The organism is Natronolimnohabitans innermongolicus JCM 12255 (assembly GCF_000337215.1).
In the GTDB taxonomy this organism is placed as follows: Archaea; Halobacteriota; Halobacteria; order Halobacteriales; family Natrialbaceae; genus Natronolimnohabitans; species Natronolimnohabitans innermongolicus.
Window position 1 is genome coordinate 101,873 of record NZ_AOHZ01000075.1, and the last position, 21,641, is coordinate 123,513.

Consider the following 21,641-nt stretch of genomic DNA (forward strand, 5'->3'; position numbering starts at 1 on the left):
TGGTCGAACGGGTAGCGGTTCGTGACGATTCGGCTCGAGACCGATCCGCGCCGGTCGAACTGACCGCAGTCGCTCTACGGGTTGCTGTACCGATGGATCGGCGCAACCGCGATCAGTCGTGCGGGTGCGTCGGAACCGACGGGGAGGGCCCGCCTCACTCTTCGAGGCCGTCGATCGATAGCTCCGTGTCTTCGCTTTCGACGGGAGAAAACGCCGTGCTTCCGCACTCACAACCGTCGCGTCGCCCGATCGGTCGAAACTCGTCAGCTGTTATCTCGAGGGCTGCGTACAGCGATCCACACTCGTCACACGCAGCGATCGTTCGCTGTGCATCGTTCTCGTCGTCGGCCATATAGTAGCCGCTCTCGAGACCTCGTATAAGTAGCTGTGCGCACGACGAGCGTGACAACAGCGCTGTTGCTCCTGCTGTAACAACAGCATTGGCGTGACGACTGTCAGTCTGGCACCAGTACGGAGAGATCCGTCGACCTCGAGAGCGGCCGACGGACGCCCCGTTCGGCCGCTTCGGACACGGCGAACGCCGGCCGGTCGCTTTTCCCGCCGCCTGCGATACCGTCTCCCATGAGCGACGACGGACCGAACCGCGACCGGGCCCAGGATCGCGCCGAGCAACGGAAATCGGAGCGGGCGGAGACGACCGAGTCCATTCTCGACGACGTCGAGGGCCACCTCGGCGAAGTCGAGTATCCGATCACGGGTGAAGAGATCGCCGCGGAGTACGGCAACGAACCGATCGACATGCCGAACGAGACGGAGTCGCTCGGCGACGTGTTCGACCGACTCGCGAACGAGCAGTTCGACAGTTCCGAGGAGGTCCGTGAGGCCGTTTACGGCGAGATCACCGGCGAGGCGGGCAGCCCCAACGAGGCCAACCCCGAACGCGACCTCGCGAGCCTCGACGAGGACAAGCAGGGGTCGCTCGGCGAGAGCGGGAGCGACGCGCTGTAGGCGCTACGCGCACGAATCGAGCCATCGCGGCGCCGTCTCTCGATCGTGATAGCAGAACGGATTTACGTCGCGGTCTCGTTCCTTCGTCCATGGATTACGAAGCGAGTCTCGACCGAGCTATGGAGGACGTTCCGGATATCGGCGGCGACGAACAGCGATTGCAGATCCCCGACTCCGAACCGCAGAAAGACGGCGCGTTTACGCGCTTTACGAACCTCGGCGAGATCGCCGACGTCCTCTCTCGAGAGGACGAACACCTTCACCGATTCATCCAGCGCGAACTGGGTACCAGCGGCAAACTCGAGGAGGGCCGGGCCCGGTACAACGGGACCTTCTCCCAGCAGGACTTCGACGCGGCCGTCGACGCCTACGTCGACGAGTACGTGCTCTGTTCGGAGTGTGGCCTGCCCGACACCCGCCTCGTCCGCGAGGACCGGACGCCGATGCTGCGCTGTGACGCCTGCGGTGCGTTCCGGCCGGTGACCAAGCGCTCGGCCAGCGCCCAGCAGCAACAACAGCAGGAGGCGGTCGAAGAGGGCAAGACCTACACCGTCGAGATCACCGGAACCGGCCGCAAGGGCGACGGTGTCGCCGAGAAAGGCGAGTACACGATCTTCGTCCCCGGCGCAGAGGAAGGCGACGTCGTCGAGATCTACATCAAGAACATCTCCGGCAACCTCGCGTTCTCGCGACTCGCGTAGAGAACCCCGAACTGTCCGTTTTTCGAACCGTCCGCGGTTGTTTTACGATCGAACCGACACAGCGACGGCGCCGTCGAGTCTCGCCCGGGTCTCCGGACGAGACGGACTCAGAGCCCGTCGCGCTCGCCGCCGCGAACGGCGTCGACCTCGAGTTTTCGAGTCCCAGCGTCGGCGGCCGTCGGGAGGCAGACGACCTTCTCGCGTCCGAGTCGGTAGCGTTCGACGACGCCGCGGTCTTCGAGGTCCGAGAGGAGTTCGCTGAGCGTCGACGGCGACCAGCCGTAGCGCTCGACGAACTGGCGCTGTTTCATCCGACCGCCGTGTTCTTCCAGAACGGCCCGGACGTACTGTGAGGGCAGACAGCCGTACTCGAGGATGTCGCTTCGACTCGTCGGCCCGGTCTCGGGATCGAGCAGCGCGTCGATCGACCGCGACCGCGAGCGTGCGTTCGACTCGAGTTGGACGGCGCCGCCGTCGACCGGCGCGTCGTGCGCTGGCTCGCGGCGTCGGTCGGCAGGGCGGTGCGTCCGTTCGGCCCGTTCGTCGTACCTGGTCCGCTCGTCGCGGTCGGTTCGGCCGACCTGCTCGATCCAGGCGTCGCGCTCGTCGAACTGCCCGCTGTCGGCCTGTCGATCAGCGTCGGGCGACCGGCGCGGGTCGTCGACGCGGAACAGGGAGCGAAGCGTTTCGAACGGCGCGCGAACGAGGCGCCGAACGCGACTGACGAATCCGGTGGTGGAGGGGGAGCGTTGAGACATCGCGCGGGACCACGATAGCTACCCTGACTGTAGTCGTTACAAATCTTTTCACCGAGGCCGAGCGACCGATCGCGAAATTAAAGTCAGATTGCGGTAGTCTCGAGAACGTGGGTGTCTCGTTCGACCTCTTTGGAACCCTTGTGACCGCCGACAGACCGTCCGATCCGGCCGCAGCCGTGGCCACGGAACTCGAGCGACGGGGCGTCGACGTCCCGGCCGACTGGGCCGACGCCTACACCGAGGCGCACGTGGACGCGCCGGCGGGCGCGGAGGTGCCGTTGCCGGCGCACGTCTCGCGGGCGCTCGCCAGCCGCGGCGTCGAGTGCGAGCACAACGCCGCCCGGCGCGCGGTCGTCTCGGCGTTCGACCCCGACGTCGAGACCAGCCCGGGCGCGCTCGAGGCGGTCGCGGCCGCCCGCGAGCGCGGCCCCGTCGCGATCTGTTCGAACTGCAGCGTCCCCGAACTCGTCGGCCGAACGCTCGTTCGGTCGGCGTTCGAACGGGACGACTTCGACGCGATCGTTACCAGCGTCGGCTGTGGCTGGCGCAAACCCGCGCCGGAAATCTTCGAACTCACGGCGGACCGTCTCGGGGTCGAGCCCGCCGCCCTCGTCCACGTCGGCGACGACCCCGCGACCGACGGCGGCGTCGAGGACGTCGGCGGCACTGCACTGGTACTCGAGGACCGCTCGCTCGAGGACGTTCCGGCCCTCCTCGAGAGCGTCGCGGAGCGACCGCTGGATCGATCGGAATCGACGCCGGGGTCGGGACCGGCAGAAGACGCATGACCGAGCGCGCGCCTCTCGAGAGTGTGAGTGTGAGCGTGAGCGTGAACGTGAACGGACCGAGGCTCCGTGCCGCAATTCGACCGCAGCGACGCGCGGCGCGCTCGAGTTCGGAGGGGTATCCGTGTTGCTGACGACGGTCGCGTTACTCGGGCTGGCGTTTAGCCTCGACCTGCTGGTCGGCGAGCCGCCGAACGCCTTCCACCCCGTCGCGTGGTTCGGCAGACTCGTCGCCGCGCTCGACCGCGAGTGGGCCGACAGTGAGCGGGGACGGCGACTCGCCGGCGTCGGGATCGCCCTGTTCGCGCCCCTCGTTCCGGCACTCGCCGCCGGCGGCGCCGTCATCCTCGCGACCGAACTCGCGCCGCTCGCCGGTGCCGTCGTCGCGGGGCTGGTCCTCTTTCTGACGACCAGCCTTCGCTCGCTGCTCGCGCTGACGAGCGACGTCGTCGACGCGACCGGCGTCGACCGACCGGACGGACCGGCCGACCTCGAGGCGGCCCGCGAACAGGTTCGCGGACTCGTCGGGCGCGACACGTCGTCGCTCTTGCCGGCGCAACTGCGCAGCGCGGCCGTCGAGAGCGCCGGCGAGAACCTGGCGGACGGGCTCGTCGCCACGCTGTTGCCCTTCGCCCTGCTCGCGCCACTCTCGCTTCCCCTCGCCGCGGCCGTCGCGGCGTGGGTCAAGGCCGTCAACACGCTCGACTCGATGCTCGGCTACCCGTCGAAACCCCACGGGGCCGCGAGCGCGCGACTCGACGACGCGGTGATGTGGCTCCCCGCCAGAATCGCGGCGGTCGCGATCGCCGTCGCCGGCGCCGATCCGCGGGCGCTCGCCCGCGCCCGACGGTGGGCGCGGGAGCCGCCGTCGCCCAACTCCGGCTGGCCGATGGCGACGCTGGCCTGCGTGCTCTCGGTCCGGCTGACGAAGGTCGGCGTCTACGACCTCAACACCGGCGCCGAACTGCCGACGCTCGAGGACGGAAAGCGAGCGGTCTCCGTCGTCGGACTGGCGGGTGTCGTCGCGATCGTCATTGCGATCGGTCTCGCGGTCGCGATGGCCACGGTCGGGCCGACGGTCGACGGCGGCGAACAGGTTCCGGCGGAGCCGGTCTCCGCGGCCGTCGCGCTCTTCGCCGGTGCTGAGTACGCACTCGAGGGCGCGAGCGCGACGCTCGAGGGGACTATCGGCCTACTCGAGAGCGGCGTCCGAACGTGGATCGGGACGGGAACGGAGGTGGCGACGGAGCCGTGATCGGGTCCCGGATCGCCGCCGTCCGCGGCGCGCTCGGCTTTCTGACTCGGCTGCCGGTCGACCACCGCGACGGCGACTGGGAGGCGTTTCGATCGCGGCCGTGGACGTTTCCGCTGGTCGGCCTCCTCGCGGGCGCGCTCGCGTCGATTCCGCTGCTGGCGACCGACGCGTTGCCGGCGCCGACGGTCGCTTTCGCGTACGTGCTCGCCGTCTACGCCGTAACGGGGATTCACCACCTGGACGGCGTCGCGGACCTGGGCGACGCGCTCGTCGTTCACGGCGACGTCGAACGGCGCCGCGAGGTTCTGAAAGACACGACGACGGGCGTGGGCGCGTTGCTCGCCGTCGCCCTCACCGTCGCGGGGCTCGCGCTGGCCGGCGTCTCCCTCGCCGGACTGTCGCCCGCGACGGCCGTCGGCGTCGCCGTCGCCGCCGAAGTCGGCGCGAAACTCGGGCTGGCCGCGATGGCCTGCTTCGGCCGGGCCGCCCACGAGGGGATGGGCCGGCAGTTCACCGCGGCCGCGACGTCCGGCGCGTTCGTCGTCCCCGCCGGCCTTGTGCTCGCTGCCGCCGCAGCGATCTGGCCGCACCCGGCCGCGATCGCGGTCTGTGGCGGTATCGTCGGCGTCGGCCTCCCCTGGTACTGGGCCGATCGATTCCTCGGCGGCATCAGCGGCGACATCTTCGGCGCGGCCAACGAGATCGGCCGCGTCGCCGGCGCGCACGCGGGGGTGATCGCGTGGACGCTCTTGTGATGTGTGGCGGAAAGGGTACCCGCCTCGAGAGCGCCCAGGAGAAGCCGCTGTACCCGATCGGCGGCGCGGCGATGGTCGACCGCGTGCTCGCGGCCCTCGAGGCCAGCCGCATCGCGACCGTTTACGCGGCCGTGTCGCCAAACGCGCCCGAAACGCGGGCCCACCTCGAGGCGCTCGCGGCCGACGATTCGACCGATCCTGATCGGCCGACAGTGACGCTCCTCGAGACCGCCGGCGAGGGCTACGTTGCCGATCTGATGACTCTCCTCGAGCGCCCCGCCCTCGAGCCACCGATACTGACCGTCGCCGCCGACCTTCCGCTGCTCGAGGCGCCCGCGATCGACCGGGTTCTCGCGACACACGGCGGGACCGACGCCTCGCTGACCGTTTGCGTGCCGGTCGCGCTCAAGCGCCGCCTCGGGGTCAGCGTCGACGCGACGCTCGAGTCGAGCGACCACCTCGCGCCGACCGGGGTCAACGTGGTCGGCAATTCGGATTCCGAGACGAACCCATCATCCATGACGCACCTGAGCTACGATCCGCGACTCGCGATCAACGTGAACCGACGAGAAGACGCCCGCATCGCCGCCGACTGGACGGCTCGGTCGCCGTCACGATCGGTCGATCGGTCCGGAACCGACGGCGGGGAGGGCCGCTGAGATGCGCGTGATTCTCCCCGCGGGCACGACCGAGACGGGCCTGATCGACGGCATCAGCGCCGCCGGCGCCGCGCCGGAGCTGATGGAACACACGCCCTCCGCCGACGCCGAGATCATCGCCTACGGCGCGCCGACGATGGCGCCCGTCACGCCGGTCAGCCCGAACGGCTGCCCGACGCCCGCCGCGGTGACTCGAGCCGTCCGCGAGGTCGTCGGCTTCGACGTTTCGGTCGTCGACGCCGGCCTCGCCCAGCCGACGGGCGCGCCGACGGTCGACCTCGGCGTCGATCCCGGCGCCGATATCCGCGAGGCCGCGGCCGTCCCCGACGCCGCGGCGATCTTCGACCGCGCGCACGCCTTCGGCGCGAGCCTCCCCGACGACGAGATCGCGATCGGCGAGACGGTTCCCGGCGGGACGACGACCGCGCTCGGCCTGCTCACCGCGCTCGGCGAGCCGGGAACGGTCTCCTCCTCGCTCCCGCGAAACCCCCTCGAGCGAAAGCGCGCGGTCGTCGACGATGCCCTGGCCGCGAGCGACCTCGCGGCCGGCGACTGCGACGGGCGTCCGCTCGCGGCGATTCGGGCCGTCGGCGACCCCGTCCAGGCGACCGTCGCCGGCATCGCGGCGGGCGCGCTCGAGTCGGGGATCGACGTCACGCTCGGCGGCGGGACGCAGATGGTCGCCGTGGCCGCCGCGCTGCGCCATTACGGCGTCTCCGAGCCGCTGTCGATCGCGACCACGTCGTTCGTTGCCGACGAGCAGGGCGACCAGCTCGGCGAGATCTGCTACCGACTGAACTGCGAGCTGACGGTGACCGATCCGGGCTTCGAGGAGCGCGAGCACGTCTCGATGGAGCGCTACTGCGCCGGCGAGGCGAAAGAGGGCGTCGCGATGGGCGGGGCGCTCTCGCTCGTCCCCGACGGCGAGATGGGGGCCGTCCTCGATCGGTTCGAAGCGGTCTGCGACCGGCTCGGAATCGATGCTGGCGGCGAGGACGGAGACGACGGAAACGAGGGGAGCGACGGGGATGACACCAGCGACAGCAACGGCGGCGGTGGCCGACCGTGAATCCCGACGCCGTCCGGACCGCCGAGCGAGTCCCACACGGCGGCGAGACCGACCGGGACGTCCTCGACTTCTCGGCGAACACCAACCCGTCCTCGCCCGACAGCGTCGATCGAGTCTATACGGAGGCACTCGAGCGGTCCCGTCGCTACCCCGACGACGACTATTCGGCGTTTCGCGCCGCCGCGGGCGAGTTCGTCGACTGCGAGGCCGAGCGCGTGATCCCCACGCCCGGCGGACTGGCGGCGATCCGACTGGCGATGGAAACCACGCTCGAGACGGGAGACGAGGCGCTGGTCCCGTATCCCAGCTTCGGCGAGTACGCCCGCGAGGTCGAGCTACAGGGGGCATCACCGCGATTCGTCCCCCACGACGAGCTGTTCGACGTCGACGACGGGACGCTCGAGGCTTGCGCGCTCGCTGTTCTCTGCACGCCGAACAATCCGACCGGCGAGGCGGCCGACCCGGACGCGGTAGCCGACTTCGCGCGTCGCTGTGAGCGGGCGGACACCGTCTTGCTCGTCGACGAAGCCTTCCTCGGCTTTACTGAACTGCCCTCGGCCGTTCGCCTCGAGTCCGAGCGCGTGATCGTCGCCCGCTCGCTGACCAAGCTGTTCGGGCTGCCGGGACTGCGCGCCGGCTTCGCGGTCGCCTCGAGTGAGCGACGGGACGCCCTCGAGACGGCCCGCCGAGCGTGGTCGCTCGGGACGCCGGCCGCCGCAGTCGGCGCCCACTGCCTGCGGGACGACGCGTTCGTTCGCGAGACGCGCGACCGGGTCGACGCCGAGCGCGACCGGATGCGCGCGGCGCTCGAGTCGCGCTTCGACGTCTTCCCCTCCGACGCGCCGTACCTCCTGTGTGACGTCGGCGAGCGAGCCGTCGAGGACGTGATCGACGCGGCCCGCGACGACGGCGTCGCGATCCGGGACGCGACGACGTTCCGGGGACTCGACTCGCACGTTCGCGTCGCGGTCAAGGATCGCGCGGCCAACGATCGGCTCCTCGCGGCGCTCGGCGTGCTCGAGGACGATGACGATGACTGAGTCCGCGTCCGAGCCCGCGTACGCGGCGAGTCGCCGGGCGGGCGTGCTCCGCGTTCGTCGACCCGGAACCGAGTGGCTCTCGACCGGCTGGAACGGCGGCCGGTGGACCGCCGACTGCGCGTACAACGTCTCCGTCCCCGACGGCTGGGAGCGCACCGATCTCGCGGCGTACGTCGACGAACGCCTCGAGCGAGCCGGGTTCGGCGACGACGGCGATGACGGCGATGAGGGCAACGAGACTGACTCCGTCCGCCGCGCCGACGGACCGACGCTGCTCACCGGGGTCGATCAAGTCGACGCCCGCGGGGCCACGCACGGCCCCGTGACGGCGTACGCGACCGCCGGAATCTCGAACCCGGCCGCGCTGCCGATGGATCCCGCGGGTGACGCCGAGGCGACGGGAGACGGTTCCGAGTCCCAACCGACCGATTCCGTCGCCGACGAAACGCGATCGAGGCCCGGCCACGGAACCGTCAACCTGTTCGTCGGGACGACCCGCGCGCTCGAGGCGGGCGCGCTCTCGAACCTGCTCGCCGTCGCCGCTGAGGCCAAGACCGCGACGCTGCTCGCCGTCGCCGGCGCGCCGGGAACCACGACGGACGCGGTCGTCGTCGGCCACGATCCGGACGGCGAGCCGACCCCGTTCTCGGGCAGCGCCACCGAGGTCGGCGCGGCGACGCGAGCCTGCGTCCGCGAGGCCCTGCGGGCGGCACTTCGAGCCCACTACGACGGCCGCGAGGAGTCCCTGCCCGTCTCGGCCGCCGACGCCCGGTACGGCGTCTCGACCGATATCCGCGCGACGGTCGTTCGTCCGCCGCTCGAGGACTGATCGGGGTCGGTTGGCGTCTCTGCTCGCCGATCGTCTGACTCTGCCGCTCGAACAGTCTCGAACCAGATCCAGATCCAGAACCCGACGTCACTCGAGTACTTTCTGCATATCGCGAACGACGTCCTCGTGGGCCTCGTCGGCTCGCTCGAGCGAGACGGGCTCGGCGAACATGCCGAAGAAGCCGTGGACGACGTCGTCGTAGTTGCGGTAGGTCACGGGAACGCCGGCGTCCTCGAGGCGCTCGGCGTAGGCCGCGCCGTCGTCTCGAAGCGGATCGAAGCCGGCGGTGAGGACCGTCGCCGGCGGGAGCCCCGAGAGGTCGTTCGCCAGCCGCGGCATCGCGTAGACGTTCCCCTCGTCGATCTCGCGGGCGAAGTACTGCTCGCGGAACCACGCCATGTCGTCGCGGGTCAGGACGTAGCCGTCGCCGTTCTCGACGTAGGCCTCGGTCTCGGTCACGTCGCCCGTCCCCGGATAGATCAGCAGCTGGTAGGCGATGTCGGGACCGCCGCGATCGCGTGCGAGCAGCGCCGTCGCGGCCGCCAGGTTGCCGCCGGCGCTGTCGCCCGCGACGACGATTCGGTCCGCGTCGACGCCGAGGGCGGGCGCCGCGTCGGCGGTCCACTCGAGGGCGGCATAACAGTCCACGAGCCCGGCCGGGAACGGGTGTTCGGGCGCGAGTCGGTAGTCGACGCTGACGACGGGATACCCCGAGTCAGCGGCGAGTTTGCGGGCGGTGTCGTCGTGGGTCTCGATGCTGCCGATGACCCAGCCGCCGCCGTGGAAGTAGAGGATTGCCGGCCGGTCGTCCACGGCGCTCCCGTCGACGACTGCGCCGTTGTCGTCGGCGGTCGCCTCCGGATTCGGTTCGTAGAGCCGAATCGGAATCTCTCCGTCGGGGCCGTCGATCGTCCGGTCTTCGACCGCCGGCAGATCGACCGCCGGCGTGGCGCCGGTCTGCAGCCGTTCGAACTGTTCGCGGGCTTCCTGCGGCGAACTCTCGCTGAACGCCGGCACGTCGAGCGAGTTGTACATCTCGAGGAAGTTCTTGACGTCGGGGTGGGGTTCCGGTGCGCGAGATGGTGTCATTACCCGCTACTCTCGCGCTCAGTGATAAAAAAGTACGCTCGGTGTGCGCCGTTCGACGCCTACAGTCGTGGCTTCTGAACGTCGACGGTCCAAAAGGTCGTCGGTCGCGCCGCCGGCCCGACGATGCGTTCCACACCGTTTATTTCGGTTCGGCGCGCCCCTTCGAGCATGACCAACCAGGCGCTCATCGACGCCCTGCGCGACGCGGACGCCGTCAGGTTCGGCGAGTTCGAACTCTCCCACGGCGGCACCAGCGAGTACTACGTCGACAAGTACCTCTTCGAGACCGATCCGACCTGTCTCGAGGCCATCGCCGAGGCCTTCGCCGAGCGCGTCGGTCCGGACGACAAGCTCGCCGGCGTCGCGCTGGGCGCGGTCCCCCTCGCCGCGGCCACGAGCGTCGCCGCCGACGCCCCCTACGTCATCGCCCGCAAACAGCGCAAGGACTACGGCACGGCCAACCTGGTCGAGGGTCGACTCGAGGACGGCGAGGAGGTCGTCGTCCTCGAGGACATCGTGACGACGGGGACGAGCCTCGTCGACGCGATCGAGGCGCTTCGCGAGGCGGGCGCGACCGTCGATCGAGCGCTCGTCGTCGTCGACCGCGAGGAGGGCGGCCGCGAGAACGTCGAGGACGCCGGCGTCGAGATGGAGGCGCTGGTGACCGCGAGCGACCTGCTTGCGGACCGAGACTAGCTGGGTTCGCCAGTTGAGCGTCGAGTCGTGACCGTCGTGCGTGGATCGCGTGCGACTCCACGACTCCACACGAGGCGAGGCGCTCGAGGTGTGCGGAGAACCGTTCTCGGATGTGTGTCGGATGCACGTCGGATTCATGGCGCGCTGGCGAGTCGTTCGAGCGACCGCGAGAACGGCTCGCTGACCCGCGAGGGACGAGTGAGTGACCGAGGGGAACGAACGAGTCGGCTGGGGAGGGCGAGGCTGCGGTAGGTGGGACTGAAAGGGGCCGGCGGGATCGAGGACGGCGGACGACATCCTCGCGAGCGAAACAAGCGAGGTGGCAGCGAGACGTACAGCGTCTCGCAGGGGAAGCACCGCAGCGAGGCCCCCGACTCGATCTGTCGGTGGATTTTGAGGTGTTTACGACCGCTCTCGTTCGCCCGGGTGTGAATCGATACGAGACTGCAGCCGGGACTGCAACCGAACTGGAACGCGAAACTACTGCCCGTAGGATTCGAACTGCTCGAGCACCGTCTCTAACTGCGAGTCAGAGAGCGTCGTCGGCTCGAGCCCGGCCGCCTTCGTCTGCAGATACAGCCGCGCGAGGCTCTCGACGTGGTGGGTGTTCTCGAGGGCCGTCTCGAGGTCCGGCGCGGTGACGACGAGGCCGTGGTTCTCGATGAACGCCGCCGTCGCGTCGGCCTCGTCCATCGCCGCGACGATGTTCGCCGCGAGTTCGTCGGTGCCGTAGGGGGCGTAGTCGGCGACCGGGACCGACTTTCCGACGGCGACGATCATGTAGTGAATCGGCGGCAGGGGCTCGCGGGCGACGGCCATCGCCGTCGACCACGGCGAGTGGGTGTGGACGATGGCGCCGACGTTCTCGCGCCGGTAGATCGCGGCGTGCATCGGCACCTCGCTGCTGGGCGCCATCCCGCCGTCGCGGCGCTCGCCGTCGACGGACACGACCGGGACGTCCGCGGCGTCGAACTCGTCGTACGGCACGCCGGTCGGCGTCACGGCGAAGGCGTCGCCGTCTCGTCCGTCGCGAACGCTCAGGTTCCCCGTCCGGCCGGGCGTCAGCGCGGCGAGCTCCGGCGCGCGCTCGACCACCGCGCGGCGTTCGTCCTCGAGGATCACAGTATCACCTCCGACAGCTTCGCGAACGCGTCGATCCGGTGGTCCGGTTCGCGTTCGCCCTCGAGCGATTCCTCGACCTCGCCGCGGGGATCGAACAGGACGGTCTCGAGGCCGACCGCGTTCGCCCCGACGATATCAGCGTCGACGTCGTCGCCGACCATCACGACCTCCGAGGCGCGCCGATCGAGGCGCGCGAGCGGAAGCGTGAACATGACCGAGCCCGGCTTCTCGCGGCCCGTCTCCTCGGAGGTCAGGAGGAGATCGATCGCCTCGGCGAGCCCCAGTCGCTCGAGTTTCGCGAGCTGGATCCGCGTCGTCAGGTTGGTCACGATCCCGACGTCGATCCCGCGCTCGCGCAGGCCGGCGAGCGTCTCCTCGACGGCCGGATAGCACGTCATCGCCTCGAGGTAGGCCTCCCAGAACGCCTCGCCGATCGCCCTCGCGTCGCCGGGGGCGGCCGTTCCGGCGTGTAACTCGAGTCCACGCTTGACGTACAGGAACCGCTCGTGGCTCGCCGCCGTCCCGGGAACCTCGCGCTTGACCGCTCGACGACCCGCCTGGTAGAGCGATTCGAACCCGTCGCGGTCGAGGTCGTACCCCCGTTCGCGAGCGGCTTCGAACGCGGCTTCCTTCCCCGCCCGGTTGCACGGCGGGTACGGATACAGCGTGTCGTCGAGGTCGAACAGCGCCGCGTCGATCGACATACTCGAGCCGTCACCGGGAGCGCGGAAACGCGTGTCGGTCGGAATCAGGGGGTGCCGATCAGGTGTCTGGCGCGTCGGCACCGATCGGTCGTCCGTCGAAACAACGCTGATCAGTCGTCCGTCGCGTCAGCGCCCTCGTTGCGGGTGCGATACCGTCGATAGCTCGCGGCGGCGATCCCGAGCGCGAGCGCGCCGCCGATCACGAGCCCGCCGCCGAGCGTCCACCGACCGCGAAACAGCAGGAACAACAGCCCGAGTCCGACGGCGAACACGCCGACGTGCAGGAACGCGCCGACGACGAGCACCGCGCGCAGGGTCGGCTGTGAGATCTCGTCGAGCGCTTCCTCGATGTCCGCGTCGCTCTCGCCGTCGCCCCCGTCGCCGCCGAGTGGCTCCTCGAGCGGGTCGTCCGCGAACGGGTCCTCGAGCGGATCGCCGCCGAGTGGGTCCTCGAAGGGGTCGTCCGCGAAGGGATCGTCGAGCGGATCGTCGTCGCCTGGCCGATCGGGACTCACAGTCTCACGTACCCGATTCGAACCCAAAACCGTTCGGCCGACGTCGACGATCGGGTCGTCCACGTCGGCGCTCTTCGAGTCGGCGAAGCCGTTCGTCCCGTTCGACGGACCCGCCGAGACGAGCGGCCGGTTCCAGGCGAGCGACGCACCATCAGAAGGCTTTTATCCCGCTCGAGTCAATTCGAATCCACGATGGTAGGTGTCCGCTTTACAGGGGCTTTCGCCCGCTTCTAACCCACATCACCACCTACCGCTCGCTGTGTCGGAACCGATCCGCAGCCGAGCGGCCACGGCGGACGCCCGATCGAACTTCTCACCGAAGTTCCGAGAGCAGCGACAGCCACGATCACACCCACACCGACAGCCACAGCCATGTCAGATTCAGATTCCCACCCCGCAGAACAGCTAACGGTCGTACTTCCAGACGGCTCCGAACTCGAGGTCGGCCCCGACGCGACGGTTGAGGACTGCGCCTACGAGATCGGTCCCGGCCTCGGCCGCGACACGGTCGCCGGCAAACTCGACGGCGAACTCGTCGCCAAGGAAGAACCCGCCTACGACGGCGCCGAACTCGAGATCATCACGGACCAGTCCGACGAGTACCTCGAGGTCATGCGCCACTCCGCGGCCCACTGTCTCGCCCAGGCCGTCGAACGACTGTTCGACGAGAGCGAGGTCAAACTCGCCATCGGCCCGCCGACGGACGAGGGCTTTTACTACGACTTCGACAACTTAGACGTCGACGAGGAGGACCTCGCCGACATCGAAGCCGAGATGGCGGAGATCGTCGAGGAGGACTACGAGATCGAACGCGAGGACGTCTCGATCGAGGAGGCCGAAAAGCGCCTGGCCGACGAACCGTACAAACTCGAACTGCTCTCCGAGTTCGCCGACGAGACTGACACCGTCTCCTTCTACAAACAGGGCGAGTGGGAGGACCTCTGTGCCGGTCCCCACGTCGACTCGACGGGCGAGATCGGCGCCGTCGAGTTGCTCGAGATCGCCGGCGCCTACTGGCGCGGCGACGAGGAAAACGAGATGCAAACGCGCATCTACGGCACGGCCTTCGAGGACGAGAGCGACCTCGAGGAGTTCCTGGAGCGCAAGCAGGAAGCCGAGAAACGCGACCACCGACGGATCGGCAACGAGATGAACCTGTTCTCGATTCAGGACGTGACGGGCCCCGGACTGCCGCTGTATCACCCGCCGGGGAAGACGGTCCTGAAGGAACTCGAGGACTTCGTCGAGGACCTGAACCAGGACGCCGGCTACGACTACGTCGAGACGCCCCACGTCTTCAAGACGGACCTCTGGCACCGCTCGGGCCACTACGAGAACTACGCCGACGACATGTTCATCTTCGACGTCGGCGACGACGAGTTCGGCCTGAAGCCGATGAACTGCCCCGGACACGCGGCGATCTTCCAGGACCAGTCCTGGTCGTACCGTGATCTCCCGATCCGCTATGCGGAAAACGGGAAGGTCTACCGCAAGGAACAGCGCGGCGAACTCTCGGGTCTCTCGCGCGTCTGGGCGTTTACGATCGACGACGGCCACCTGTTCATCCGCCCCGACCAGATCGAACGCGAGGTCGAGGAGATCATGGATATGATCACGGACGTCCTGGAGACGTTCGACCTCGAGTACGAGATGGCGCTGGCCACGCGACCGGAGAAGTCCGTCGGCAGCGACGAAATCTGGGAACACGCCGAGGAGCAACTCGAGACCGTCCTCGAGAAGCGCAACCTGGAGTACGAGGTCGAAGAGGGCGACGGCGCCTTCTACGGGCCGAAGATCGACTTCGCGTTCGAGGACGCCATCGGGCGCTCGTGGGACGGTCCGACGGTCCAGCTGGACTTCAACATGCCAGAGCGGTTCGATCTCTCCTACGTCGGCGAGGACAACGAAGAGCACCGCCCGGTGATGATCCACCGCGCGCTTTACGGCAGCTACGAGCGGTTCTTCATGATGCTCATCGAGCACTACGAGGGCCGGTTCCCGCTGTGGCTCGCGCCCGAGCAGATCCGCGTGCTGCCCATCTCCGACAACAACCTGGGGTACGCCCACCGCGTCGCAAACGAGTTCGACAGCTTCCGCGTCGAGGTCGACGACCGCGACTCGACGCTCGAGCGCAAGATCCGCGCAGCCCACGACGACCGCGTCCCCTACCAGATCATCGTCGGCGACAACGAGGAAGAAGACGGCAACATCTCGGTGCGCGACCGCTTCGAAGACCAGGAGTACGACGTCGAGATCGACGCGTTCAGACAGCATCTCGAGGACGAACTCGCGGAGAAGCGGACGGAGCCGGACTTCCTGCAGGACTGAGACGGTCTGCCGTGTCGATCACCCGGGGCAACCGCGATCCGTCTGCGGTTGTGCCGGAACTGACGGCCGGTAACCCGCACGAAGCGCGCTCGAACGACGTTTTTTCGGCAACTCCTGATTTTGGTTTCGACGGTCTTACTCCGTGAGCCGAGACTCTCGGTCCCCTGCGTTGGCGAGTTCGCGAACCGTCTCGAGACCGACGAACCGCGGCACGCGATCGGCGTAGCGCTCGTACTCCTCGCCGTACTGCTCGCGCAGCCAGGGCTCTTCAGCGAATGGTAACGCGAACCACCAGCAGAGGAAGACCGCACAGACGATGGCCACCAGTGCCGAGTTTGCGAGCAACGCAAACCCGATCGTCGCGGCGATGTAGCCGACGTACTGCGGATTTCTCGAGTACCGATACCAGCCGCCGGTCCGCAACTCACCGGACAGCCCCTTCGTTTCCTCGACGCCGAGGTCGTGGCCGGCCGCGAAGGCGACCGCGAAGCCGCCGAGGAACAGGACCGCACCCGCAGCGAAACTCGGGACTCGTGAAAGGCCGAGGCTGTTCCAGTCCAGATACGCGAGTCCAACCAGGACGACGTTGAGCAGGTGCGAAATCGTCCAGTGCGCGTAGAACTGCCACGTTCGTTCGCCCGGCGGCCAGTAGTCGGCGACGCCGAGCGCGCTGGCCACAATGCCGGCGAGGTTCGCGATTACGAGTGCGAGACTCGCGGCGAACACCGCCGTCGGTGACGACAGCAAATCGAGCGCGATCACGACGACACCTCCGTCACTTGCTCGTCGGTCGACGCTCGATACCCAAGTCTCGCAGACTGGCGGTGACCCATATCGAACTGTTACCGCACAACCGCCATTCGCGTTCTCGCGACTCTATTAGTGTGTTTATAAGTGAACTGTCCCCGCAGAACTGAACGACGACCGATGAAGTACCTCGACATCCGCCTCTCACAGCCCGACTGGATGCTCCATCCGATGCAGCAATTCATCCGCGAGACGAACGCGGTTCGCTACGAGGAACTACTGACGTGGAACGTCGTCGGTCGCGAGGACGGCCTCGAGTACGAACTGTTCTACGCCGACGCTGATCGCGGCACCTACGAGGACGCGATCAAGGCGGTCGACTCGGTTCGCTGGTACGATCTCACGCCGATCGATGACGATACGTTCTACGTCTACGTCTGTCAGGAGACGCGTCCGGAGGACGTCCGCTGGCGCGAAGCGTTTGCCGCGCTCGACCTCGTGGTCGTCCCACCCATCGTCTACGATTCCGAGGCCGATTTCTACGTGACGATCGTCGGCGCTGGTGACGACCTACAGGCGCTACTCGAGAGAGTTCCCGACGAGATCGGCGTCGACGTCCGCGCGATCGGAGAGTACGATCGTCGCCACGCACCGCTCAGCGGCGATCTGACGGATCGGCAGTTCGAAGCGCTCGAGGCCGCCGTCGACGCGGGTTACTTCGAGGTTCCTCGCGAGAGCGGCGTCGATGCTGTCGCCGACGAACTGAAATGTGCCTCGAGTACGGCCGGACGGCTCTTGCAGCGAGCGCAGGCGCAGGTCGTGCGACGAGTGGTCGACCGCTACGGGCGGGAAACGAGAGTCGACGGCCGATAGCTACTGCGTCGGAGTCGACACCTCGCCTTACGACACCGACTCACATTCGTGGTGATTTCACCGACCGTTTACGATCGAAATACCCATGCTTGCGGGATCATGCGTATACGACATGAACAGAGCCGAGAAGGCAGCCCTCCAGTTGCGGGCGGTCGACGTGTTGCGGATGCTAAAGGAGACGCGGACCTACGACGAACTCGCCGAGACGACGGGACTGCCGGCCGGCGATCTGAACCGGTACGTCAACGGCCACGTCCTCCCCGGCACCGAACGGGCGCGCGAGGTCGTCGAAGACCTCGGCCGCGAGGCCCTCGGACGGGAACTCGAGGCCCGAATCCGGGTCGACGACGAGGGCTACGTCGACAACAGTGCGGCCGTCTTCGACCAGGCCTTCCTCGACCTCGTCGCGCCCGTCGTCGCCAACGGCTTCGAGTTCGACCGCCCCGACGTGGTCCTGACGGCGGCGACCGACGGGATCACGCTCGCCGCCGCGCTCGCGAGTTACTACGGAACCCGCTGTGCGTACGCGAAAAAGCGCAAGGAAACCGCCGTCGAAGAGTTCATCGAGGCTCGCGAACGACTGCAGTCCGGAATCGAACTCACCTACTACCTCCCCGAGTCGGCCGTCGACCCCGGCGAATCCGTACTCGTCGTCGACGACCTCATTCGGTCGGGCGAGACGCAGGAACTGCTCCTCGACATCGTCGAGACCGCCGACGCCGACGTCGCCGGCGTCTTCGCGCTCATCGCCGCGGGCGAAGACGGCATCCAGCGCGCCCGCGACCGCACCGAGGCTCCGGTCGGCGCGCTGACGACGGTGTACTGACCGCGATCCGATTGCCGGCGACGTCTCCGTCGGCGACTCGAGTGCCGGCGACCGATCCGCTGTCGAGTGTTTTCGTTCCGTCGTCGTGAGGCAATGATTACCTCGAGTTCGACCTCCAACGAACCTCCGTTCGGCACCGAACGGAGTAGCGACAATCGCGGGCGGGGAAGCGTGCGAACCGTTGCCACATTATTAATCATTAGGTTTATGGTGCTCCCCGTATTCGGTGGATGTACGACCATGACGAAGACAGTCATCCTCGGCGTGATCGGCTCCGACGCGCACGTTGTCGGGATCACCATCCTGGAGCAAGCGTTTGAGGCCGCCGGCTTCGACGTCGTCAATCTGGGCGTGCAAACCTCCCAAGACCAGTTCGTCGACGCGGCGACCGAACACGACGCCGAGGCTGTGCTCGTCTCCTCGCTTTACGGCCACGCCAAACAGGACTGCGAGGGCTTTCACCAGCAGTTCGCCGACGCGGACCTCGAGGACCTCACCACCTACATCGGCGGCAACCTCGCCGTCGGGCAGGACGACTTCGAGGAGACGCGTGCGTTCTTCCGCGAGATGGGCTTCGATCGAGTCTTCGATTCGGAGACCGATCCGGAGGAGGCGATCGAGGCGCTGCGGGCCGACCTCGACATGCGCTCCTCGGAGTCCGAGCAGGAGAGCCAGTACGTTTCCGCCTAGAATCGACGGCTGTCGTCGTTCGAGACGCGTCGCTCACGTTTCCCCACGAACCACAGTACCGGGCCAGCCGGCGCTCCGCGATGGTTGTGGCTGACTCGAGGAACCGAACTGTCGGCTATTTCGCTATCGCACGATCGTCACCGGCACCGGCGAGCGACGGGCGACGTTCTCGGCGACGCTGCCGAGTAGGATGCGACTCGCACCCGTGCGTCCGTGGCTGCCGATGACGACGTGGTCGACGTCGTGTTCCTCGGCGTAATCGACGATCGACCGGGAGACGCCGCCGATGACGTGGTCGGTCTCGATCTCGACGTCGTGTTCGGCCGCCGTCTCGCGGGCCTGCGTCAGGAGTTCCTCGGCTCGGTTCTCGTGGTGTTTTTGAATCTCGTCGTAGTTGGCCATCGCGCCGCCTTCGATCCCCGTCGCGGCGTAGAAATCTCCCGGATCGAGGATGTGTAGCGCCGTAATCGCCGCGTCGGGATACTCCCGGCAGGCGAACTCGAGGGCCTGCGTCGATCGGTCCGAGTCGTCGATGGGAACGAGAACGTCTTTCGCCATACGGCCGCCTACTCCGTCCTCCAAGATAAGTTTCGGGTCGAATCAGGCGGCGCCGTCGCTCGAGCGACGTCTCGTGCGGCAAAAATCGAGTGTGTTCGGAGTCGCGGCGGTGAACCGTTACTTGCCGCGGCCTCGACCGCCGGTGTTGGACGGTCGGACCTTCTCGGCGCCCGTGCCGCGGTTGTTGAGTCCGCGGTTGGCCTTGCCGGCGTTGGTCAGCCCGCGGAAGGCGCGGTTCTTGTGTGCGTCGTCGCAGATCCAGTTCAGGTCGTCGTCGTTCTGGATCGCGGGGTGTTCGGGATCCACGAGGATCGCTTCGAACCACTTCTGGCTGCCGTCCTCGCCGACCCAGTAGCTGTTGAGGACGCGCAGGTTGGGGTACTTGCGGGAGACGCGCTCCTCGCCGATGCGCTGGATGTTCTTGCGCCGCCCGATGCGGTTGACACCCTGGCGCTTGGTTCGGCGACCGGCCGTAAAGCGCTGCTTGCGTGCGGTCCCCTTGCGGACCGACACGCGAGCCACGATAATGCCCTGCTTGGCCTTGTAGCCGAGTTCGCGCGCCTTGTCCAGTCGCGTCGGGCGTTCGATTCGCTCGATTGCGCCCTGGTCGCGCCATTCCTGTTTGCGCTGCCACTGCAACTCCCCGAGCTTTCCGTCGCCGGGGTCTTTCCACGCGTCCTTGATGTGGGAGTAGAAGCTTTTTGCCATGGTAATCACCGCGGGCGTTTCCTGGTTCAATCCCGACCTCCGGGATCACATCCCGACCTGTGGGGCGTGTGCCGAACAGGTGCCCGCTGATGCCCGCGACTCAGCGAGTCTACCGCAGCATAGCCAACTCTCGAGTATAAGGCCTTCGAACTCTTCGGGCGAAGGCGTGTGAAACCGACGCATTCGGGCCGTTACGGCCCGCGCTCGGTGGAGTAGCGTCGGCTCAGCGCTCGAGTGGCGCGTACTCGCCGGCGCCGTGGGGCGTGATCCCGTTGATCGCCGCGAAGACGGCGCCCAGTACGAGCCCGTAGACCAGATGCCCCAGCGCGAACAGAAGCGCGCTGAACAGTTCCCCGGCGATGCCCGGCATCGGCAGGAACGGTAATGGCAGCGCGGCGACGCCGGCACGCTCCATTGCCACCGGGAACAACACGCCGCCGGCGAAGAGCCCAAGGACCGCCGCGAACGCCAGTCCGACGATCACGTAGTCGGTGAACGAACTCGCGAGTTCGCCGACGAGTCGACTCGAGGCGATGGCCGCAAACACCAGGCCGAACAGCACGCTCAGGAACAGGTGGATCGCCCAGCCGGCACCGACCGCCGTTCCCGGCACCGGCGCGAGTCCGCCGAGCAGTTCGATCAGGTCGCCGGCGTGCAGGACCAGTCCCATGGCGATGCCGCCGACCAGTCCGCCGGTGAAGCCGCCGCCCCAAACGCCGACGCCGTCGAATGTGTGGTTGACATTCTCCCCCATAGATGAGCGTACGGTCGTGATCGAATTAGTTTCTTTCTCCGTCGGGCTCGGTGACTGTCGTCGTGCTTTCGACGTTCGCAATTGGAGCGGAAACCGATCGGATAGCTGTATCGGATCCGCAGGTGTGGTCCGTGTCGTCGGCGAGGCTCCTCGAGGTGTGTCGGACGCCCGCAGACGCTCTCACGGACGGTGCTGACGGCTGGCCAACGAGGGAGTCGAGACGCTGGGAAAAATCGGGCGCGGAACCGAAACCCAACGCTCAGGCGATAAACTCGCCGACCGTCTCGAACGAGTCGGCTTCGACCGAGTCGGCGACGTCGTCGCTCTCGAGTTCATCGGGAACGTGCTGGGGATACTTGCGACGGAAGTAGCCGACGATATTACGGAGATCCCGGCGGAGGAACTCGGCGGCGTTTTCGTGATCGGTCGGCACGGCCTGGGGCCAGTCGAAAATCGTCACGCCCGCCTCGTTGACGAAGACGTTGTACTCGCTCATGTCCGCGTGGACGTAGCCGTTCGCGTACGCGGTGGCGATTTCCTCGAGGAGCAAGTCGAGCACGCCGAGGACCTGGTCGGCCTCGAGTTTCGTCCGAGAGAGCTCGACGCCGTCCATCTTCTCCATGACGATGGCGTGACGGTTCTGGTCGATCGGCTGCGGGACCGAGACGTCGGGGTACAGCGCCTCCAGAATGTCGAACTCCCGTTCGGCCGCCTTGCGGGCGGTGTACATCCAGGAGACGTGCTCGTTCTCGGAGGCGTAGTCGCGTTCCTTGTGGACCTCCCGGAAGTTCGTATACCCCTCCCGATGGTACTTCAGCGCGTGGGGCTTGTAGGATTTGACCTCGTAGACGTCGCTTTCCTTGCCCACGCCGAGTGGCGAGCCGAACTCGGTGATCGTCTCGCGCTGGACGAGCGCGCGCAACGCGAGCGCGTCGTAGCCCTCGAACTGGAGCGTGTAGCCCTCGTACTGGATGGTCTTTTTCTCGATCAGTCCGCGTTTCAGACAGCGCTTGAGTCGGTAATCGACTTCCTCCTCGGTCAGATCGGAGAACTTCGGAAGCTTCTCCCGCTGGACCCACTCCGAAAAGCGCATCCCCTGTTCGACCCCCGAAAGGAGATAGTAGTCTTCGTCCTCGAGTTCCGGAAGTATTCCGGCGACGTTCCGCACCATACAGGGAGTAGCTCCCGGGTACGTAAAAACGTCGTGACGA

26 protein-coding genes are annotated in these 21,641 nt (G+C 67.5%); 14 read left to right on the forward strand and 12 right to left on the reverse strand.

Annotated features, from left to right (window positions below; all coding sequences use genetic code 11):
• Window positions 1-154: 154 nt before the first annotated feature.
• Both C493_RS15800 and C493_RS24075 read right to left on the reverse strand, forming a co-directional pair.
• Window positions 155-352: a hypothetical protein gene (locus C493_RS15800; RefSeq protein WP_007260475.1), complete on the reverse strand. Its 198-nt coding sequence runs from the start codon at window positions 350-352 to the stop codon at window positions 155-157.
• Between the two features lie 103 nt (window positions 353-455).
• Window positions 456-584 (reverse strand): hypothetical protein, encoded by a 129-nt coding sequence (locus tag C493_RS24075; RefSeq protein ID WP_275039838.1) that lies wholly within the window; start codon window positions 582-584, stop codon window positions 456-458.
• Between C493_RS24075 and C493_RS15805 the strand changes: the two genes are divergently transcribed.
• Together C493_RS15805 and C493_RS15810 are read left to right on the forward strand one after the other, a co-directional pair.
• Window positions 583-969 carry a DUF5789 family protein gene (locus C493_RS15805; RefSeq protein WP_007260476.1) on the forward strand — a complete coding sequence of 129 codons (387 nt, stop codon included), beginning with the start codon at window positions 583-585 and terminating at the stop codon, window positions 967-969. The two genes, C493_RS24075 and C493_RS15805, sit on opposite strands and share 2 nt — an antisense overlap.
• Before the next feature lie 89 nt (window positions 970-1,058).
• A complete protein-coding gene (locus tag C493_RS15810; RefSeq protein WP_007260477.1) occupies window positions 1,059-1,670 on the forward strand; it encodes a translation initiation factor IF-2 subunit beta in 612 nt (203 codons plus the stop codon).
• 107 nt (window positions 1,671-1,777) lie between these two features.
• Here C493_RS15810 and C493_RS15815 read toward each other — a convergent pair whose 3' ends face one another.
• The gene (locus tag C493_RS15815) at window positions 1,778-2,428 is read right to left on the reverse strand and encodes a helix-turn-helix transcriptional regulator (RefSeq protein ID WP_007260478.1); all 651 of its coding nucleotides are present in this window, start codon (window positions 2,426-2,428) and stop codon (window positions 1,778-1,780) included.
• Window positions 2,429-2,535: 107 nt separating this feature from the next.
• Between C493_RS15815 and C493_RS15820 the strand changes: the two genes are divergently transcribed.
• The 7 genes from C493_RS15820 to C493_RS15850 all read left to right on the forward strand — a co-directional run bounded on the left by C493_RS15820 (window position 2,536) and on the right by C493_RS15850 (window position 8,820).
• Window positions 2,536-3,216 carry an HAD family hydrolase gene (locus C493_RS15820; protein WP_049889411.1) on the forward strand — a complete coding sequence of 227 codons (681 nt, stop codon included), beginning with the start codon at window positions 2,536-2,538 and terminating at the stop codon, window positions 3,214-3,216.
• A 121-nt stretch (window positions 3,217-3,337) separates the two neighbouring features.
• Window positions 3,338-4,468, forward strand: coding sequence for an adenosylcobinamide-phosphate synthase CbiB (gene cbiB, locus C493_RS15825; RefSeq protein WP_007260480.1), 1,131 nt, complete (start codon window positions 3,338-3,340; stop codon window positions 4,466-4,468).
• Window positions 4,465-5,223, forward strand: coding sequence for an adenosylcobinamide-GDP ribazoletransferase (gene cobS, locus C493_RS15830; RefSeq protein ID WP_049889417.1), 759 nt, complete (start codon window positions 4,465-4,467; stop codon window positions 5,221-5,223). Before cbiB ends, cobS begins: the two co-directional genes overlap by 4 nt.
• On the forward strand, window positions 5,223-5,882 hold the full coding sequence (locus C493_RS15835) for a GTP--adenosylcobinamide-phosphate guanylyl transferase (RefSeq protein WP_007260482.1): 660 nt from the start codon (window positions 5,223-5,225) through the stop codon (window positions 5,880-5,882). The genes cobS and C493_RS15835 overlap by 1 nt, the downstream gene beginning before the upstream one ends.
• Before the next feature lies 1 nt (window position 5,883).
• On the forward strand, window positions 5,884-6,951 hold the full coding sequence (locus C493_RS15840; protein ID WP_007260483.1) for a nicotinate-nucleotide--dimethylbenzimidazole phosphoribosyltransferase: 1,068 nt from the start codon (window positions 5,884-5,886) through the stop codon (window positions 6,949-6,951).
• Window positions 6,948-7,991: a pyridoxal phosphate-dependent aminotransferase gene (locus C493_RS15845; protein WP_007260484.1), complete on the forward strand. Its 1,044-nt coding sequence runs from the start codon at window positions 6,948-6,950 to the stop codon at window positions 7,989-7,991. The genes C493_RS15840 and C493_RS15845 overlap by 4 nt, the downstream gene beginning before the upstream one ends.
• Window positions 7,978-8,820, forward strand: coding sequence for an adenosylcobinamide amidohydrolase (locus C493_RS15850; protein WP_007260485.1), 843 nt, complete (start codon window positions 7,978-7,980; stop codon window positions 8,818-8,820). The genes C493_RS15845 and C493_RS15850 overlap by 14 nt, the downstream gene beginning before the upstream one ends.
• Before the next feature lie 87 nt (window positions 8,821-8,907).
• Here C493_RS15850 and C493_RS15855 read toward each other — a convergent pair whose 3' ends face one another.
• Window positions 8,908-9,909: an alpha/beta hydrolase gene (locus C493_RS15855; protein WP_007260486.1), complete on the reverse strand. Its 1,002-nt coding sequence runs from the start codon at window positions 9,907-9,909 to the stop codon at window positions 8,908-8,910.
• Window positions 9,910-10,077: 168 nt separating this feature from the next.
• Between C493_RS15855 and pyrE the strand changes: the two genes are divergently transcribed.
• On the forward strand, window positions 10,078-10,605 hold the full coding sequence (gene pyrE, locus C493_RS15860) for an orotate phosphoribosyltransferase (protein ID WP_007260487.1): 528 nt from the start codon (window positions 10,078-10,080) through the stop codon (window positions 10,603-10,605).
• A gap of 480 nt (window positions 10,606-11,085) precedes the next feature.
• On the opposite strand, the gene C493_RS15865 is transcribed toward pyrE, so the two are convergent.
• The 3 genes from C493_RS15865 to C493_RS15875 form a co-directional block, all read right to left on the reverse strand.
• Window positions 11,086-11,727 (reverse strand): class II aldolase/adducin family protein, encoded by a 642-nt coding sequence (locus C493_RS15865; protein ID WP_007260488.1) that lies wholly within the window; start codon window positions 11,725-11,727, stop codon window positions 11,086-11,088.
• On the reverse strand, window positions 11,724-12,431 hold the full coding sequence (locus C493_RS15870; RefSeq protein ID WP_007260489.1) for an HAD family hydrolase: 708 nt from the start codon (window positions 12,429-12,431) through the stop codon (window positions 11,724-11,726). Before C493_RS15870 ends, C493_RS15865 begins: the two co-directional genes overlap by 4 nt.
• A gap of 110 nt (window positions 12,432-12,541) precedes the next feature.
• Window positions 12,542-12,946, reverse strand: coding sequence for a DUF7322 domain-containing protein (locus C493_RS15875; RefSeq protein WP_049889419.1), 405 nt, complete (start codon window positions 12,944-12,946; stop codon window positions 12,542-12,544).
• A 372-nt stretch (window positions 12,947-13,318) separates the two neighbouring features.
• Here C493_RS15875 and thrS point away from each other — a divergent pair, with 372 nt between their 5' ends.
• The gene (gene thrS, locus C493_RS15880) at window positions 13,319-15,274 is read left to right on the forward strand and encodes a threonine--tRNA ligase (protein WP_007260491.1); all 1,956 of its coding nucleotides are present in this window, start codon (window positions 13,319-13,321) and stop codon (window positions 15,272-15,274) included.
• Window positions 15,275-15,409: 135 nt separating this feature from the next.
• Here the strand turns inward: thrS and C493_RS15885 are convergent, their stop codons facing one another.
• On the reverse strand, window positions 15,410-16,036 hold the full coding sequence (locus C493_RS15885; protein ID WP_007260492.1) for a methyltransferase family protein: 627 nt from the start codon (window positions 16,034-16,036) through the stop codon (window positions 15,410-15,412).
• A gap of 165 nt (window positions 16,037-16,201) precedes the next feature.
• Between C493_RS15885 and C493_RS15890 the strand changes: the two genes are divergently transcribed.
• From C493_RS15890 to glmS, 3 genes are all read left to right on the forward strand, one after another.
• Complete coding sequence (locus C493_RS15890) at window positions 16,202-16,894, forward strand: helix-turn-helix domain-containing protein (protein ID WP_007260493.1); 693 nt, start codon at window positions 16,202-16,204, stop codon at window positions 16,892-16,894.
• A gap of 112 nt (window positions 16,895-17,006) precedes the next feature.
• Window positions 17,007-17,720 carry a phosphoribosyltransferase family protein gene (locus C493_RS15895; RefSeq protein WP_007260494.1) on the forward strand — a complete coding sequence of 238 codons (714 nt, stop codon included), beginning with the start codon at window positions 17,007-17,009 and terminating at the stop codon, window positions 17,718-17,720.
• Window positions 17,721-17,960: 240 nt separating this feature from the next.
• Window positions 17,961-18,410 (forward strand): methylaspartate mutase subunit S, encoded by a 450-nt coding sequence (gene glmS / locus C493_RS15900; RefSeq protein ID WP_007260495.1) that lies wholly within the window; start codon window positions 17,961-17,963, stop codon window positions 18,408-18,410.
• Window positions 18,411-18,533: 123 nt separating this feature from the next.
• Here the strand turns inward: glmS and C493_RS15905 are convergent, their stop codons facing one another.
• The 4 genes from C493_RS15905 to C493_RS15920 all read right to left on the reverse strand — a co-directional run bounded on the left by C493_RS15905 (window position 18,534) and on the right by C493_RS15920 (window position 21,601).
• Window positions 18,534-18,968: a universal stress protein gene (locus C493_RS15905; RefSeq protein ID WP_007260496.1), complete on the reverse strand. Its 435-nt coding sequence runs from the start codon at window positions 18,966-18,968 to the stop codon at window positions 18,534-18,536.
• A 117-nt stretch (window positions 18,969-19,085) separates the two neighbouring features.
• Entirely contained in the window at window positions 19,086-19,676 is a 591-nt protein-coding gene (locus tag C493_RS15910; protein WP_007260497.1) for a 50S ribosomal protein L15e, read from the reverse strand.
• Between the two features lie 223 nt (window positions 19,677-19,899).
• Window positions 19,900-20,430: a hypothetical protein gene (locus C493_RS15915; RefSeq protein ID WP_007260498.1), complete on the reverse strand. Its 531-nt coding sequence runs from the start codon at window positions 20,428-20,430 to the stop codon at window positions 19,900-19,902.
• Between the two features lie 259 nt (window positions 20,431-20,689).
• Complete coding sequence (locus C493_RS15920) at window positions 20,690-21,601, reverse strand: serine/threonine-protein kinase RIO2 (protein WP_007260499.1); 912 nt, start codon at window positions 21,599-21,601, stop codon at window positions 20,690-20,692.
• Window positions 21,602-21,641: the final 40 nt, after the last annotated feature.

Bases quoted from the DNA above. Each gene is read 5' to 3' on its own strand.
- C493_RS15815 (WP_007260478.1), bottom strand. From the start codon at position 2,428: ATGTCTCAACGCTCCCCCTCCACCACCGGATTCGTCAGTCGCGTTCGG.
- C493_RS15805 (WP_007260476.1), top strand. From the start codon at position 583: ATGAGCGACGACGGACCGAACCGCGACCGGGCCCAGGATCGCGCCGAG.
- C493_RS15915 (WP_007260498.1), bottom strand. From the start codon at position 20,430: ATGGGGGAGAATGTCAACCACACATTCGACGGCGTCGGCGTTTGGGGC.
- C493_RS15800 (WP_007260475.1), bottom strand. From the start codon at position 352: ATGGCCGACGACGAGAACGATGCACAGCGAACGATCGCTGCGTGTGAC.
- thrS (WP_007260491.1), top strand. From the start codon at position 13,319: ATGTCAGATTCAGATTCCCACCCCGCAGAACAGCTAACGGTCGTACTT.
- C493_RS15895 (WP_007260494.1), top strand. From the start codon at position 17,007: ATGAACAGAGCCGAGAAGGCAGCCCTCCAGTTGCGGGCGGTCGACGTG.
- C493_RS15920 (WP_007260499.1), bottom strand. From the start codon at position 21,601: ATGGTGCGGAACGTCGCCGGAATACTTCCGGAACTCGAGGACGAAGAC.
- C493_RS15910 (WP_007260497.1), bottom strand. From the start codon at position 19,676: ATGGCAAAAAGCTTCTACTCCCACATCAAGGACGCGTGGAAAGACCCC.
- pyrE (WP_007260487.1), top strand. From the start codon at position 10,078: ATGACCAACCAGGCGCTCATCGACGCCCTGCGCGACGCGGACGCCGTC.
- C493_RS15850 (WP_007260485.1), top strand. From the start codon at position 7,978: ATGACGATGACTGAGTCCGCGTCCGAGCCCGCGTACGCGGCGAGTCGC.
- C493_RS15835 (WP_007260482.1), top strand. From the start codon at position 5,223: ATGTGTGGCGGAAAGGGTACCCGCCTCGAGAGCGCCCAGGAGAAGCCG.
- C493_RS15810 (WP_007260477.1), top strand. From the start codon at position 1,059: ATGGATTACGAAGCGAGTCTCGACCGAGCTATGGAGGACGTTCCGGAT.
- C493_RS15905 (WP_007260496.1), bottom strand. From the start codon at position 18,968: ATGGCGAAAGACGTTCTCGTTCCCATCGACGACTCGGACCGATCGACG.
- C493_RS15855 (WP_007260486.1), bottom strand. From the start codon at position 9,909: ATGACACCATCTCGCGCACCGGAACCCCACCCCGACGTCAAGAACTTC.
- glmS (WP_007260495.1), top strand. From the start codon at position 17,961: ATGACGAAGACAGTCATCCTCGGCGTGATCGGCTCCGACGCGCACGTT.
- C493_RS24075 (WP_275039838.1), bottom strand. From the start codon at position 584: ATGGGAGACGGTATCGCAGGCGGCGGGAAAAGCGACCGGCCGGCGTTC.
- C493_RS15870 (WP_007260489.1), bottom strand. From the start codon at position 12,431: ATGTCGATCGACGCGGCGCTGTTCGACCTCGACGACACGCTGTATCCG.
- C493_RS15890 (WP_007260493.1), top strand. From the start codon at position 16,202: ATGAAGTACCTCGACATCCGCCTCTCACAGCCCGACTGGATGCTCCAT.
- C493_RS15840 (WP_007260483.1), top strand. From the start codon at position 5,884: ATGCGCGTGATTCTCCCCGCGGGCACGACCGAGACGGGCCTGATCGAC.